Below are 14,391 nucleotides of genomic sequence, written 5' to 3' on the forward strand. Positions count from 1 at the left end.
GGGGATGCAAAGTGATGAAGTTTACATGGCGCGTGCTTTTAAACTGGCGCGGCGGGGGCGTTTTACCTCCGCCCCTAATCCCAACGTTGGCTGTGTTATTGTGCGCGATGGCGAAATCGTGGGTGAAGGGTATCATCTACGCGCTGGTGAACCCCACGCAGAAGTACACGCACTGCGCATGGCGGGAGAAAAGGCGCGTGGTGCCACCGCCTATGTCACGCTCGAACCGTGCAGCCATTATGGCCGCACGCCGCCGTGCGCCGATGCGTTAGTTGCAGCTGGCGTCAGCCGGGTTGTCACCGCGATGCAGGATCCCAATCCACAGGTGGCGGGGCGTGGGTTCTACCAATTGCAGCACGCTGGCATTGAGGTGTGTCACGGCTTGATGCTGGCGGAAGCCGGAGCAGTGAATCCGGGCTTCCTGAAACGTATGCGCACCGGATTTCCTTATGTGCAACTTAAGCTTGCGGTATCGCTGGATGGCCGCACGGCGATGGCCTCCGGTGAAAGCCAATGGATCACTTCTTCTCAGGCTCGCCAAGACGTACAGCGTCTACGCGCGCAAAGCGCGGCGATCCTCAGTACCAGCGCCACCGTATTGGCAGACGATCCTGCGCTGACGGTGCGTTGGGATGAGCTGGATGCTGAAACGCAAAGCCTATATCCGCAGGAAAACCTGCGCCAGCCATGGCGTATTATCCTTGACAGCCAGAACCGCGTGACGCCGCAGCATCGGGTAGTGCAACAGCCGGGCGCTACCTGGCTTGCGCGCCTACAGCCAGATAAACAGGCTTGGCCGCAGGAAGTTGAACAGTTGATCTTTCCAGCGCACGGTGGCGGCGTCGATCTGTTTGTGATGATGATGCATCTGGCGAAGCGCCAGGTGAACTCAATCTGGGTCGAAGCGGGCGCTCAATTGTCCGGTGCGCTGCTCCAGGCCGGGCTAGTAGATGAGCTAATTCTGTACCTAGCTCCAAAACTATTAGGTGATGATGGCCGGGGTCTATGTAATCTGCCGGGGCTTAAGCAACTAGCTGATGCGCCTGAGTTTGTTTTTAGCGAGGTGCGGCAAGTCGGGCCTGATCTGCGCCTGCGGCTCAGGGCTAAGTACGGAATATAATGTGCGGCGAGGGGCGAAACTGCCAGTGCAGGCAGATTTACCCCAAATCATTGGCGTGGCATCAAAGTGGCAAGGGCGTTTACCCAATGAGTTAGTGCCTATCCTATAGGCATCAATTCCTATAGGCATAAATTATTGCAGCCAGTCCGGAGCAGGACAGCGCGCAACAGCCGATGCAACTTGAAGTATCACGGGTATAGATGCAGCTTTAAGTGGCGTTGTTGAATAAATCGAACTTTTGGCCGGGACGAGGATCAGATCACTATCCTTCTGTCAAAATAGCGACATTCCGTGGCCCAGCAAAAGTTCAACATCACCAACTGGAAGGCTTAAAACAACACTCTTATCACTCGGAGTTCACTCACTTTCTCGGTGGATGAAACGGCACATCACGCCTGGTACTAAGAGGCAAAACCTTTTCTGCGTAGTCGCCGACAACATTATTCCGATATGGCAATGACCAGCGTAATGGCAATTACCAGCGTATTGATGCTGAAACGGATTTTCGGCCTGACACTTCTCGCCCTCCAGGGCTTTGTCAACTCCATTATCACACTGATCAAAGTGCCGTTGAACTGCCCGGACGACACCTGCATCAGTAAGCGGGCGAAGTCCGGCCATGTCCCGTTTAAAACCCCAACGCCGGGTAAAATTGCGCATCTCGTTACCGTTATTGGTCGGCAGACTATGCAGACCGAAATCAAGCGGTGGCGAACCAGCGCCTGACCGGAGACAACACACGGTGGAAAAGTATCACAGGCTACCACCGACGTTCGATAGCAGCAACAGCGAGGTATAGAGTAAAACAGCTATTTGGTGGTCACCTGTCGCGTTGCCTGAAAGATGCCCATTCAGGGGACTTTTTATTCCAAATCCGATTTATTCAACAAAGCCTCATATCCCATCAGGCGGTGGACGGGCGGTTAAAAGACAATATAGAGCAGATATCCGTCCGCGCCGCCTGTCGGACGGGGCCGAAGTCGTAAATTCTTTTTCTGGCTGGCAGCTTTGCGGGTTGTCGCTTTGCCTATCGCTGTCCTGGCTGTGGTTATACGCGCTGCCGCTTTACCCGATGTACTGGCGGAGGTTGTCTTTTCAAGAGCGGGTGTTGAAGTTGCAGTACCGTCAGCTTCGTTAGTGCTGGCCGCTTCACCTTCGCTTCTGCCGCCATCCACAGACAGCTTCTTAAGTTCGCGGGCAAGCGTAGCAATCTCTTTTTTCACCCCGGCATTGGGGGTTGCGCGTGAGCGCCTCACGGAACAGCGCTAGCGCTTCAGTTTTTGCCGTTACATCAGTGGCACCGCGATGGGAAAGTGCACGGGACTTGCACAGCATGGCGCGCACAATATCCGGCATATCGCTGCCAGCTGTAATTTCTGCTACTTCGTCAAGCATGGCGGTCCTGGCTGACAAATCAGCGTCAGCATCAGTGGCGGCGAGCCGTCAGCACCGGATTACTCATTTCTTCGGCTAAAAAGGGAGCCGCATCACGGCTGAAGTTATCGGTCAACGTCACGCCGTGGCGAACCACATAGCGCCCAAGCTACAGCGCAAGCGCACATTCCCGGCAGTCAATCGCCCACACCATCAGTGTGCTGATCACTTCATCCTGCCGCCCACTGTAACCGTCCAGCGTGCCCTCAATTCATCCCTCGTATTCGGGCAGCATGGATTTTTTCATTTCGGCTTTGGTCGTTTCAGACTGCACACCCTTCAATCGCGACTGATCAAGGCGCAGACGATGCAGGATCTGCTCATGCGCGGTGCATTGGATCTCGGATTCTTCATTAGCCTGGCTCCAGCGCTCTGCCATTACCTTCTGAAAATGCCGTCGTGCCGGTGTCAACATCGTCACTTCTCCCATTATGGCGGGCAAAACGGCCCGCCGCTTCTGTCACTCGCCTGCTTTTCTAGCTGTGGCGAACTGGATCCCTTCGATAAATGCCACCTTGCCGTATCCTCAACAATAAAGTCATCATTGCAAGACTGATAGGATGCGATACGATTGTAGTGCGGCTCTTCGATGATGCTGCGCTGCAGTGCCCCCAGTTGGTAATACAACGACAGGTTCTTGAACGAGGTGATCAACATTCCGTTGGATGGGAAGGAAGTAGGGCGCAAAGTAAGGTCGGCAGCCCTCCCACGCGTTCCTGACTGATAATCAACTGACTGGCAATCAGTTCGCTGTTCGGGTTGTTCTGGCTCAACGCATTAAGTTTTTGGAACTTACTGGCAGTCAACAGATCAGCGGCCATAATAACAACCAGATCCGGCGATTTACGGTGCCACGGATCCAACAGTGTGTTCTTGGCGTCGAAAATGGCGGAGTCGATATTGCCATAAGTTCCTTTGGCAACAATCTTATTGCCTTCATTGCGCGAAGTGAGCGTGACGTCCTTAATGACGCGGTGCAGGGCTTCCTGGCGGATTTTCTGCAACCAGCCGATACCGCAATCCTGCAATAGCGGATTGACTACCCCATCAGATTTTTTAGCATAAGTGGTGCTGTTAAAACCGATCATAATGCGGTCAAGGGCAATCTGCTGGGCGGTTGTCCTAGCTGATCAGCGCCTGGAAATTCGGCTGGATTGACTACGCATCAAGCTGGGCGTAGTTCACGGCGGAATCTTAGTCCACCTTGCGGCAGCAGTAGGCATTCGGCTCTTTGGTGTGATTGTCTACAGACTAGCGACGTGCAGAGCCATCGCTGCTGTTGTTGGTGCTGGCGATCGGGCCTTTGCTACTAATCAGGATCTTCTGACCTTCCTGGGCCTTCACGCCGAAGACGTTAATAGTCTTCAGGAATTCATCGCTTTCCATTGAGGCCTTTTCAAGCCGCTGCTGGACTGCGGGATCGACGCTGAACGCCTGCGCCACGTCGCCGGGCTGCACGCCGTTAAGCTGTGCCTGACCCGTAATGTACTGGTTATAAAGACTGCGGGTTGAGTTTTCCATGTGCTCTTGTCTCGCTTAACGGTTAATCAGAAATCGGCCTGCTGTAAACTGTTGTTACCGCCGCTGGGAGTCGCTGTTATCCTGGCTAACCAGCCTGCTGGTCAGCGCGGAAAGGTCGACAGTCAGCTTCTGGATGATCTGGCGGTCCTGCTGACGAGCACGGCTCAGAACGTTGAAGCGGTCCAGCAGATCAGCGTGGGATTGGGCGACGTTCTCCACGGCTTCACGCAACTGGCTGAACTGCTTGCTGTCCGACTTACGGCCTTTGCTGATAATCCCCATCACAAGGCTAAACCACTGCTTTCCTTCATCGCTGCACTGCTCCGCTAGCGCGATCAGTTCTGCCTCAATAGCATCGGTGAACATTGACACTTCACCCTGCTGATTGTTAAAAGATATAACCTGCTTACGCTGATGCGCGGCAAACTTCAGGCGCTCGGTGCCCAGTCTTGCCGGGTTATCGGTCATAGCCAGCCTCATGACATAAGCCTTGCCATTGAGGGCAAACTGCGTGTGTAACTCAATGCCGGAGTAAATTTTCTCACCCTTATCAGGGAGTTTTTTCATGCGCTCGGATGGCTCAATTTATGCATAAAGAGCAGTACGACCAGCGAGCGGGCCTTCGCTGATATCTTCAGCACTCAGCGCCATCACATCCCCCATTTCGCCGAAATCACTGCCGGGGAAAGGCGAAAGATTGTGCTCTACGTTGACGCGTGCGCCGTATACGTCCGGGCTGTAGCTGCTGCATCACGAAGGTGCTCAGGGCGAATTTCTCGCCCGTTAACGGTGGCACAGGAGACGGCAACGCGGAATTTCTTGCGGGCTGGTTTAGCTGCGCTAGCCATGTCGATAATCCTGTTGAGTGGTTTCTGTCCGGCCATGATGGCAGAGCGTAACCTTCTGTCTCAACGGGGTTTTGTTGTCAGATGAAGGCCAGACCATAAAGGGGGCAGCACTGGGATCGCGCGCTGGGGTAATCTTCCCTCCATGAATGGTGGAGGGAAGATGATACAGGACGCTTTTGTACGTCAGAGGGCTAGACAACTTTACTGGCAGGGCTACTACCCGCCAGCCGAGATCGCGCGTCTGATGGCGATTAGTCAGAACACCATTTACGCCTGGAAGAAACGCGATCAATGGGATGCAACACCCCCGATGCAGCGCGTGAGCTAGTCTATGGATGCGCGCCTAATCCAGCTTATGCTATCTGGCAATCATATCGTCGATGCGCTACCGGCGATCGTTTACGCTGATTTTTAACATTTGGCAAAGTACTACGATTACATCGCCGTGGGTAGCACCTGCATTTCCGATCGCCCCTGTGAAGTGATCTGCGTGGTGGCGCGTGACGGCTCACGCTACAGCTATATTGTCTGGATGGATGAAGACACCAAGCTGCCTTTACGCGTAGATTTACTTGATCGCGATGGCGAAACGCTAGAACAGTACCGAGTAATATCCTTTATGGTGGGCGCGGGTGTGCAAACCGCCATGCAGTGGCTGATCAAAGCCAATTTGCCGCCACTGCTGTCGCTCCCGGTCACGGATGATGTCAAACTGAGTTGGCGTGCTGGTTGGTTACCTGACGGGGTGAATGAAGTGGCGTGCAATCGCCGTAAATTGCTTAATGTCTTCGAGCCGGTCGAAACGCGGTTCTACAGCGATGGATTGTTCAGATTCTCTGTTAATATCAGCCCTGCGTGCAGCGGTGCCGGGCAGCAGTATTATCGTCAGGGGCGGCGTACTATCCGAACCGCGGTGCGCAATGGCAGAGAAATCATCATCGTTGGCGAGTTGCCGCCTACCACGGCCAAGCGCCTCGCAGACAATATTTCCTTTAAGGTGTCACCTCAATGATGAAAGAGTGGGCCACGGTGGTCTCGTGGCAACAGGGTGTAGCGATACTGCGCTGTGACCGCAAAACCGGCTGCGGTAATTGCAATGCGCGTTCCGGTTGCGATGTGCCTGCGTTGAATGAGCTATTGCCTGAAACTGAACACCCATTGCAGGTGCGCATTGATCAGCCACTTGAGCCTGGGCAACGTGTCGAGGTAGGTATTGCAGAACGCAGCTTGCTGCGTTCTGCGATGCTGGTTTACCTGATGCCTTTGCTGGGAATGATGCTCGGCGGTAGCCTGCTGCAATACTGGCTGGGTACTGATGCCTTTGCGGCACTCGGCTCATTGCTGGGTGGTGGCGCGGCTTTTATGCTGGTACGCAGCTTGGCCTACCGCTTGGGTAAACAGGCTGAATACCAACCGATCGTTTTGCAGATAGGCATACCGCCCGGTGCCATGGACGTGCAGGCGGAAAACTCTCCACTAATTTAACGCTGCTGCCGCATCATTGCAGGATTTTCGGTTGCCCAGCTCTAGACGGTTAGAGGGCAACATCTTCCCTTGATATAGCGTATTCAACGCCAGCGGGCCGCGTTGCTGGAGTTGCCAGTTGATGAGTGATTAGTTGTACACCTAGGCTGCTACGCGCTGGTGCGGAATACCGTCACATCGAACCGTCCGCCAGACCATCGGCCCTTGCAAAAGGGCTAAAACGCGTTGGTTGTGGTCATCGAATACCCGCACAGCATGTTCATACAGACGATAGTCTGCAATGAATTATAGAATGCCTTCACTGCACCGATCGCTAGGTTTTCAGTGTTGAGGCATGTAGAATGCGGCAATTCAGGCGGAATACGGCCAAGCCCACTTTAGGTTAATACGGGTTTCCATAGGTGAGTAATTCAGAAATACCAAGGCAGAAAAATTTTATAAAATGAAACACATAAGAAACTTTTCTATCATTGCCCATATCGACCACGGTAAGTCGACGCTATCTGACCGTATTATCCAAATTTGTGGCGGTTTGACTGAACGTGAGATGGCCGCGCAGGTGCTTGATTCGATGGATCTGGAGCGCGAGCGAGGTATTACCATCAAAGCGCAAAGCGTGACGTTGGATTACCAGGCACCAGACGGCCAAACTTACCAGCTTAATTTTATCGACACCCCAGGCCACGTTGACTTCTCATATGAAGTTTCCCGTTCGCTTGCGGCCTGCGAAGGCGCATTGCTGGTGGTGGATGCAGGGCAGGGGGTAGAAGCCCAAACGCTGGCAAACTGTTACACTGCGTTAGAGATGAATCTGGAAGTGGTGCCGGTGTTGAACAAGATTGACCTACCGTCTGCCGATCCCGATCGCGTTGCGCAAGAAATTGAAGACATCGTCGGTATCGACGCTACCGATGCGTTGCGTTGCTCTGCCAAAACCGGGGTAGGTGTTTCTGAAGTGCTAGAGCGTCTATTACGTAATATCCCACCACCGGCAGGCGATCCACAAGCATCGTTGCAGGCACTGATTATTGACTCCTGGTTTGATAACTACCTGGGCATAGTTTCTTTGGTGCGTATCAAGAATGGTACGTTGCGCAAGGGCGACAAGATCAAGGTGATGAGCACCGGTCAAACCTATAATGCCGATCGTCTAGGTATCTTCACACCGAAACGTGTCGATCGCGATATGCTGAACTGCGGCGAAGTAGGTTGGTTGGTTTGCGCGATTAAAGACATCCTCGGTGCCCCGGTGGGCGATACCTTGACGTTTGCGTGTCAGCCTGCGGACAATGCTTTGCCAGGCTTTAAAAAAGTGAAGCCGCAGGCTTATGCCGGTTTGTTCCCTATCAGCTCCGACGACTTCGAAGCTTTCCGCGATGCGCTGGGTAAGCTAAGCCTCAATGATGCCTCATTATTCTATGAACCGGAGAGTTCGAGCGCACTGGGATTCGGCTTCCGCTGTGGCTTCCTTGGCCTGCTGCACATGGAAATTATTCAGGAGCGTTTGGAGCGTGAATACGATCTGGAACTGATCACTACGGCACCGACGGTAGTTTACCAAGTGGAAACCACTGGCAAAGAGACCCTCTACGTTGACAGCCCGTCCAAGTTGTCTCAGCTGAATAACATTCAGGAACTGCGTGAGCCGATAGCAGAGTGTCACATGCTAATGCCGCAGGAATTTTTGGGCAACGTAATCACCTTATGTATCGAAAAACGCGGCGTGCAGACTAACATGGTTTATCACGGTAATCAGGTGGCGTTGACCTGCGAGATCCCTATGGCGGAAGTGGTACTCGATTTCTTTGACCGTCTGAAGTCAACTTCACGAGGCTATGCATCGCTGGATTACAATTTTAAACGCTTTCAGGCTTCTGACATGGTGCGCGTCGATGTGCTGATCAACAATGAGCGCGTGGATGCATTGGCGCTGATCACCCACCGTGACAACGCTCAGTACCGTGGCCAAGAATTGGTGAAGAAGATGAAAGAGCTAATCCCACGTCAGCAGTTCGATATTGCGATCCAGGCGGCGATCGGTACACATATCATTGCACGTTCCACCTTGAAGCAACTGCGTAAAAACGTGCTGGCTAAATGCTATGGCGGAGATGTTAGCCGTAAGAAGAAACTGCTACAGAAACAAAAAGACGGTAAGAAACGCATGAAGCAGGTGGGCAATGTCGAACTGCCACAAGAGGCGTTCCTGGCCATTTTGCATGTCGGTAAAGATAGCAAGTAAGAGCGATAAGCACACGTAACGAGGTAATTTGCATGGCGATTATTTTTGCCCTGATCCTGGCATTGGCAACGCTAATAACCGGGATTATCTGGTGCTTTGAGCGCTTCAAATGCGCACCTGCCCGCCGGGAGAAAACTGCTGCGGGCAATGTAGACGATAATGAGTTAGTCAACGTGGCTAAGCCGCCACCGGGCTGGGTGGAAAACGGCGCATCGGTTTTCCCGGTATTGTTGTTGGTCTTTGTGGTGCGATCGTTTATCTATGAACCCTTCCAGATCCCATCTGGTTCAATGATGCCGACGCTGCTGATTGGCGATTTTATTCTGGTGGAAAAATATGCCTATGGCATCAAGGATCCTATTACTCAAACCACGCTGATTAAAACCGGCCATCCGCAACGCGGTGATATTGCCGTATTTAAATATCCGCTGAATTCGAAACTGGATTATATCAAGCGTGTTATCGGCTTGCCGGGTGACCGCATCACATATGATCCGATGAATAAGCGTGTGGCCATACAGCCGTCCTGCGATGGTGATCAGTCTTGTGATAAAAGGTTAGCGGTCACTTACAACGATGTGCAGCCAAGTGATTTTGTGCAACTGTTTAGCAGTAGCGGCGTTAGCGAGGCCAGCAACGGTTTTTATCAGATCCCACTGAGTGATAATGTGCAGCAGAACGGCATCCGTCTGCGCGGGGGCAAGGAAACGCTGGGCAACGTGACCCACTCTATTTTAAGCGTACCAGGTACACGGGATCAGGTGGTGGCTTACTACCAACAGCCTGGTAAACCGCTAGCAGAATGGGTGGTGTCAGCTGGCCATTATTTCATGATGGGCGATAACCGTGACAACAGTGCTGACAGCCGTTATTGGGGTTTTGTACCGGAGAAAAATTTGGTGGGTAAAGCCACAGCTATCTGGATGAGTTTTAAAAAGCAGGAAGGTGAATGGCCTACCGGTGTAAGATTAAGTCGGATTGGTGCAATTCATTAATTGCCTATTGATCCCCTCCACCATAGATATGTGGCGGGGATGTAAACACAGCATTATGCTCCTACGGGATGTAGAATATCTTGTCGAGCGAAAAAGTGGGTTCCTTGTCGGGAGTCACTATAAACGAAAGGGCTTTGGATTGGCTTTTGGCAAAGTAGGCGTGTTCTCTATGCTGCAAGTTTCTGACGCATTATTGATCTATTGGTAACGCATGAACCCCATTGTAATAAACAGGCTCCAGCGGAAGCTAGGCTACACTTTTCAACAGCAAGAGCTGCTACTGCTCGCTTTGACTCATCGCAGCGCCAGTAGTAAGCACAATGAACGCCTTGAGTTTCTGGGTGACTCCATTCTTAGCTTTGTCATCGCTAACGCGCTCTATCAGCGTTTTCCTCATATAGACGAGGGCGATATGAGCCGCATGCGGGCCACATTGGTGCGTGGTCACACGCTGGCGGAGATGGCCCGCGAGTTTGATTTGGGCAAATGCCTGTGCCTTGGGCCGGGCGAATTGAAAAGTGGTGGCTCCCGCCGCGAGTCAATCCTGGCAGATACGGTGGAGGCATTGATTGGCGGCGTGTTCCTGGATAGTGATATGCAGCGCGTCGAACGCCTGATCTTGGACTGGTATCGCAGCCGATTGGACGAAATTAGCCCCGGTGATAAGCAGAAAGATCCGAAAACTCGCCTACAGGAGCTTTTACAGAGGCGCCATATGCCGTTACCTTCTTATCTGGTGGTGAAAGTTCGCGGTGAGGCGCACGATCAGGAGTTTACCATCCACTGTCAGGTGAGTGGCTTGAACGAGCCTGTAATGGGTATCGGTTCAAGCCGCCGTAAAGCTGAGCAGGCAGCAGCGGAACAAACGTTGAAAAAGCTGGAGCTTGAATGAGCGAAGAAAAACAATACTGTGGTTTCATTGCGATAGTCGGCCGTCCCAACGTTGGCAAATCCACGTTGCTAAACCAGCTACTGGGTCAAAAAGTTTCCATTACCTCGCGTAAACCACAGACCACACGTCACCGTATTATGGGTATTGATACCGAAAGCGTCTATCAGGCGATCTATGTCGATACTCCCGGTTTGCACATTGAAGAAAAGCGCGCCATCAACCGTTTGATGAATCGCGCAGCCAGCAGTTCGATCGGTGATGTTGAACTGGTGATATTTGTAGTAGAAGGTACTTACTGGACTGCCGACGACGAAATGGTGCTCAACAAGCTGAGCAGCCTGAAATGTCCGGTATTGATGGCGATCAACAAAGTTGACAACGTTACCGACAAATCCAAGCTGCTACCGCATATCGCGTTTCTCAGCCAGCAGATGAACTTTCTTGATGTGGTGCCGATTTCTGCTGAAAAAGGGATAAACATCGACACTATCGCCGGTATCGTGCGCAAACTATTGCCTGAAGCGGAACACCATTTCCCGGGCGATTACATTACCGATCGCTCCCAGCGCTTTATGGCATCGGAAATCATCCGTGAGAAGCTGATGCGTTTTTTGGGCGAAGAGCTGCCGTACTCAGTGACGGTTGAGATCGAACATTTTGTGCCGAACGAGCGCGGCGGTTTCAACGTACACGGCCTGATACTAGTTGAACGCGAAGGCCAGAAGAAAATGGTCATCGGCAACAAGGGGGCGAAAATCAAAACCATTGGCATTGAAGCCCGCCAAGATATAGAAAAAATGTTTGACGCTAAAGTGCATCTGGAACTGTGGGTAAAAGTGAAATCCGGCTGGGCAGACGACGAGCGTGCGCTGCGTAGTCTGGGGTATGTTGACGATCTGAAGTAACTCAGCCGATGGATGGCTGGGAGTGTGCTTTCGTCCTGCATGGGTGGCTGTACAGTGAAACCAGCTTGTTGGTAGATCTGTTTACCGAAGGTCATAGGGAGGTGCGTCTGCTGGCTAAAGGCGCACGCAGCGGCCATTCCAACTTAAAGGGCTACAGCCCTTTACCCCCCCTGTTAGTGCGCTGGGGTAGGCGCAGTGAAGTAAAAACGCTGCGTAACGCCGAAGCGGTTTCCCTCGGTTCACCGCTCAGCGGAATGATGCTGTACAGCGGTCTGTATGTGAACGAACTGCTGTCATGGGTACTGGAACAGGAAACCAATTATGCCGTGCTGTTCTTCGATTATCTCAAGTGTTTGCAGACGCTTTCGGCGGAAGAACATTCTCCGGAGTATGCGCTGCGCCAGTTTGAACTGGCTTTGCTCAATCACCTGGGATACGGATTGGATTTCCTGCATTGCGCCGGCAGCGGCCAGTCAGTAAATGACAGAATGACCTACCGCTACCGTGAAGAAAAGAGTTTTATCGCTAGCCTGGTGGTGGACCACTACAGCTTTACCGGCCGTGAATTGCGGGCGCTGGCGGAACGCCAATTCCACGATATGGCTACGCTGCGTACTGCTAAGCGTTTCACCCGTCTAGTGCTGAAACCCTACCTCTGCGGCAAGCCGCTGAAAAGCTGCGAGCTGTTTTGCCAGCTGCGTTGTTGAATAAATCAGATTGGAATAAAAGAGTCTCCTGAATGGGCATCTTTCAGGCAAGGCGTACACTTTCTGGCATACCGGCGAGCGGCATCTTGTTTAATGCACAGATCATGCCCAGCGCCTCTGCAACTTGCCCATCATAATCTCGCAGCGACAGGTGACCACCAAATAGCTGTTTTACTCTGTACCTCGCTGTTGCCACTATCGAACGTCGGTGGTAGCCTGTGATACTTTTCCATCGTGTGTTGTCTCCGGTAAGGCGCTGGTTCGCCACCGCTTGATTTCGCTCTGCATAGTCTGCCGACCAATAACGGGCTCCGCTGCTGGGCGGTATTAACGCCTTGAGCTTCTTGCCCCTTAACTTATCATCACACACTCGCGTATCCTAAGCCCGATCCGCCGCGGCGACTTTGATTTTACGGTACCTCTGACGGATGAGACCTGGGAAGGCTTCGGTATCGGTGACCTTGCTCAAGGAAAGGTCAGCACAGATGACCTCATGTGTTTCTGTATCTTCCTGACCGTATTTTTTTGCCATCCACTCCCCTTCACCCAAGACGTTGAGCCCGGTAGAGTCGATAAAGAGGTGCGCAATTTCACCCGGCGTTGGGGTTTTAAACGGGACATGGCCGGACTTTGCCCGCTTACTGATACAGGTGTTGTCCGGGCAGTTCAACGGCACTTTGATCAGTGTGACAATGGAGTAGACGAAGCCTTGGAGGGCGCGAAGTGTCAGGCCGAAAATCCGTTTCAGCATCAATACGCTGGTTATTGCCATATCGGAATAATGTGGTGGGCGACCACGCAGAGAAGGTTTTGCCTCGCAGTACCAGGCGTGAAGTGCCGTTTCATCCACGGAGAAAGTGAGTGAACCCCGAGTGATAATGGCGTTGTTGTAAGCCTTCCAGTTGGTGATGTTGAACTTTTGCTGGGCCACGGAATATCGCTATTTTTACAGAAGGAGAGTGATCGGATCCTCGTCCCGGCCAAATGTTCGATTTATTCAACAACGCCAGCATGTGTGCAAACAGCAGGATACCCCGCCTGACGATGTCTGATCTTTTCTCCTTTTGCTGCTTTGCGCACGCGTGTAAACTGCTGATACTGAAAATTGTCTTTAGAGGTTGTCATGACTAATTTACTGCTAGGTGTCAATATCGATCATATTGCCACGCTGCGCAACGCGCGTAGAACCCCATATCCAGATCCAGTTCAGGCGGCATTCATTGCTGAACAGGCAGGAGCCGATGGCATTACCGTGCATCTGCGTGAGGATCACCGCCATATCACTTATCGCGATGTACGTATCTTGCGTCAGACAATCCAAACGCGCATGAATTTGGAAATGGCAGTGACCGATGAAATGCTGGATATTGCTATCGAACTGAAGCCACATTTTTGCTGCCTGGTACCGGAAAAGCGTACAGAGGTGACCACCGAAGGCGGCTTGGATGTTGTCGGCCAATTGGACAAAATGGGGGTGGCGGTTGAGCGCTTGGCGCAAGCTGGGATCTTGGTGTCACTGTTTATCGACCCAAGCCATCGCCAGATTGACGCGGCGGTAGCGGTTGGCGCGCCCTATATCGAAATCCATACCGGTGCTTATGCCGATGCAGCAGGCGAGCTGGCGTTAAAGGCAGAGCTATACCGCATCTCGGTAGCGGCGAACTACGCTGCGCAGAAAGGGCTAAAAGTCAACGCCGGTCATGGTTTGAACTATCACAATGTACAATCAATCGCTGCGCTGCCGGAAATATACGAGCTGAATATCGGCCATGCAATTATCAGCCAGGCAGTTATGAGCAGTTTGCCTACAGCGGTAGCTGATATGAAATTGCTGATGCGGGAAGCGCGCCATTAATGGCGGTACTTGGGCTAGGCACCGATATCGTTGAGATGGGGCGTATTGAAGCGGTGGTGGAACGCAGCGGTGACCTTCTGGCACGGCGAGTGCTGAGTGCTGCCGAATGGGAACTGTACCAGCAACATCAGCAGCCAGTTCGTTTTCTTGCCAAGCGTTTTGCGGTAAAAGAAGCGGCCGCCAAAGCGTTTGGCACCGGTATTAGTAATGGTTTTGTGTTCAACCAGTTTGAAGTATTCAATGATGGATTAGGCAAGCCGAATATCCGCTTGCACGATCATGCCGCCGAGATGGCACAGGAGATGGGGGTTACCGCGATCCATGTTTCACTGGCTGACGAACGCCGCTACGCCTGTGCAACGGTAATCATAGAGAGCTAAGAAAAAA

General features: G+C 52.4%; 11 protein-coding genes and 7 pseudogenes. 13 read left to right on the plus strand and 5 right to left on the minus strand.

What is annotated here, in order from left to right; translation table 11 throughout:
- Positions 1-4 precede the first annotated feature (4 nt).
- The 3 genes and pseudogenes from ribD (at position 5) to AACL06_RS05930 (ending at position 2,106) form a co-directional block, all read left to right on the plus strand.
- Positions 5-1,120, plus strand: a complete 1,116-nt coding sequence (gene ribD, locus AACL06_RS05920) for a bifunctional diaminohydroxyphosphoribosylaminopyrimidine deaminase/5-amino-6-(5-phosphoribosylamino)uracil reductase RibD (protein WP_339036459.1) — start codon at positions 5-7, stop codon at positions 1,118-1,120.
- 218 nt (positions 1,121-1,338) lie between these two features.
- On the plus strand, positions 1,339-1,500 hold the full coding sequence (locus AACL06_RS05925; protein WP_339036461.1) for a hypothetical protein: 162 nt from the start codon (positions 1,339-1,341) through the stop codon (positions 1,498-1,500).
- Positions 1,466-2,106: pseudogene (locus AACL06_RS05930) on the plus strand (transposase). Before AACL06_RS05925 ends, AACL06_RS05930 begins: the two are co-directional and overlap by 35 nt.
- A 75-nt stretch (positions 2,107-2,181) precedes the next feature.
- Here the strand turns inward: AACL06_RS05930 and gpM are convergent.
- The 3 pseudogenes from gpM to AACL06_RS05945 form a co-directional block, all read right to left on the minus strand.
- A pseudogene (gene gpM / locus AACL06_RS05935) lies at positions 2,182-2,969 on the minus strand (phage terminase small subunit); the annotation flags it as partial.
- Between the two features lie 45 nt (positions 2,970-3,014).
- Positions 3,015-4,075 (minus strand): annotated as a pseudogene (locus AACL06_RS05940) (phage major capsid protein, P2 family).
- Positions 4,076-4,129: 54 nt separating this feature from the next.
- Positions 4,130-4,923 (minus strand): annotated as a pseudogene (locus AACL06_RS05945) (GPO family capsid scaffolding protein).
- Positions 4,924-5,083: 160 nt separating this feature from the next.
- Here AACL06_RS05945 and AACL06_RS05950 point away from each other — a divergent pair.
- The 8 genes and pseudogenes from AACL06_RS05950 to recO all read left to right on the plus strand — a co-directional run.
- Positions 5,084-5,248 (plus strand): annotated as a pseudogene (locus AACL06_RS05950) (terminase gpP N-terminus-related DNA-binding protein); the annotation flags it as partial.
- 33 nt (positions 5,249-5,281) lie between these two features.
- Positions 5,282-5,935 (plus strand): annotated as a pseudogene (locus AACL06_RS05955) (MucB/RseB C-terminal domain-containing protein); the annotation flags it as partial.
- Positions 5,932-6,408, plus strand: a complete 477-nt coding sequence (gene rseC, locus AACL06_RS05960; RefSeq protein ID WP_339036463.1) for a SoxR-reducing system protein RseC — start codon at positions 5,932-5,934, stop codon at positions 6,406-6,408. The pseudogene AACL06_RS05955 and the gene rseC, both read left to right, overlap by 4 nt.
- Before the next feature lie 442 nt (positions 6,409-6,850).
- Entirely contained in the window at positions 6,851-8,650 is a 1,800-nt protein-coding gene (lepA, locus tag AACL06_RS05965; RefSeq protein WP_339036465.1) for a translation elongation factor 4, read from the plus strand.
- Between the two features lie 32 nt (positions 8,651-8,682).
- Positions 8,683-9,645 carry a signal peptidase I gene (lepB, locus tag AACL06_RS05970; RefSeq protein WP_339036467.1) on the plus strand — a complete coding sequence of 321 codons (963 nt, stop codon included), beginning with the start codon at positions 8,683-8,685 and terminating at the stop codon, positions 9,643-9,645.
- A gap of 211 nt (positions 9,646-9,856) precedes the next feature.
- Entirely contained in the window at positions 9,857-10,537 is a 681-nt protein-coding gene (rnc, locus tag AACL06_RS05975) for a ribonuclease III (protein ID WP_339036468.1), read from the plus strand.
- On the plus strand, positions 10,534-11,442 hold the full coding sequence (era, locus tag AACL06_RS05980; RefSeq protein ID WP_339036470.1) for a GTPase Era: 909 nt from the start codon (positions 10,534-10,536) through the stop codon (positions 11,440-11,442). Before rnc ends, era begins: the two co-directional genes overlap by 4 nt.
- Positions 11,443-11,450: 8 nt before the next feature.
- On the plus strand, positions 11,451-12,149 hold the full coding sequence (recO, locus tag AACL06_RS05985; protein WP_339036472.1) for a DNA repair protein RecO: 699 nt from the start codon (positions 11,451-11,453) through the stop codon (positions 12,147-12,149).
- 43 nt (positions 12,150-12,192) lie between these two features.
- Here the strand turns inward: recO and AACL06_RS05990 are convergent.
- Both AACL06_RS05990 and AACL06_RS05995 read right to left on the minus strand, forming a co-directional pair.
- Positions 12,193-13,059: pseudogene (locus AACL06_RS05990) on the minus strand (IS5 family transposase).
- On the minus strand, positions 12,992-13,153 hold the full coding sequence (locus AACL06_RS05995; RefSeq protein ID WP_339036474.1) for a hypothetical protein: 162 nt from the start codon (positions 13,151-13,153) through the stop codon (positions 12,992-12,994). Before AACL06_RS05995 ends, AACL06_RS05990 begins: the two are co-directional and overlap by 68 nt.
- Before the next feature lie 119 nt (positions 13,154-13,272).
- On the opposite strand from AACL06_RS05995, the gene pdxJ reads away from it, so the two are divergent.
- Both pdxJ and acpS read left to right on the plus strand, forming a co-directional pair.
- Positions 13,273-14,004, plus strand: a complete 732-nt coding sequence (gene pdxJ / locus AACL06_RS06000; protein ID WP_339036475.1) for a pyridoxine 5'-phosphate synthase — start codon at positions 13,273-13,275, stop codon at positions 14,002-14,004.
- Entirely contained in the window at positions 14,004-14,384 is a 381-nt protein-coding gene (gene acpS / locus AACL06_RS06005) for a holo-ACP synthase (RefSeq protein ID WP_339036477.1), read from the plus strand. The genes pdxJ and acpS overlap by 1 nt, the downstream gene beginning before the upstream one ends.
- The last annotated feature ends 7 nt before the right edge of the window (positions 14,385-14,391 follow it).

It is taken from the genome of Serratia symbiotica (Periphyllus acericola), from assembly GCF_964019515.1.
GTDB lineage: Bacteria > Pseudomonadota > Gammaproteobacteria > Enterobacterales > Enterobacteriaceae > Serratia > Serratia symbiotica_D.

Excerpts from the sequence above, each read along its gene's own strand:
- rseC (WP_339036463.1), top strand. The coding sequence starts at position 5,932 with ATGATGAAAGAGTGGGCCACGGTGGTCTCGTGGCAACAGGGTGTAGCG.
- acpS (WP_339036477.1), top strand. The coding sequence starts at position 14,004 with ATGGCGGTACTTGGGCTAGGCACCGATATCGTTGAGATGGGGCGTATT.
- rnc (WP_339036468.1), top strand. The coding sequence starts at position 9,857 with ATGAACCCCATTGTAATAAACAGGCTCCAGCGGAAGCTAGGCTACACT.
- lepB (WP_339036467.1), top strand. The coding sequence starts at position 8,683 with ATGGCGATTATTTTTGCCCTGATCCTGGCATTGGCAACGCTAATAACC.
- lepA (WP_339036465.1), top strand. The coding sequence starts at position 6,851 with ATGAAACACATAAGAAACTTTTCTATCATTGCCCATATCGACCACGGT.
- era (WP_339036470.1), top strand. The coding sequence starts at position 10,534 with ATGAGCGAAGAAAAACAATACTGTGGTTTCATTGCGATAGTCGGCCGT.
- ribD (WP_339036459.1), top strand. The coding sequence starts at position 5 with ATGCAAAGTGATGAAGTTTACATGGCGCGTGCTTTTAAACTGGCGCGG.
- pdxJ (WP_339036475.1), top strand. The coding sequence starts at position 13,273 with ATGACTAATTTACTGCTAGGTGTCAATATCGATCATATTGCCACGCTG.
- recO (WP_339036472.1), top strand. The coding sequence starts at position 11,451 with ATGGATGGCTGGGAGTGTGCTTTCGTCCTGCATGGGTGGCTGTACAGT.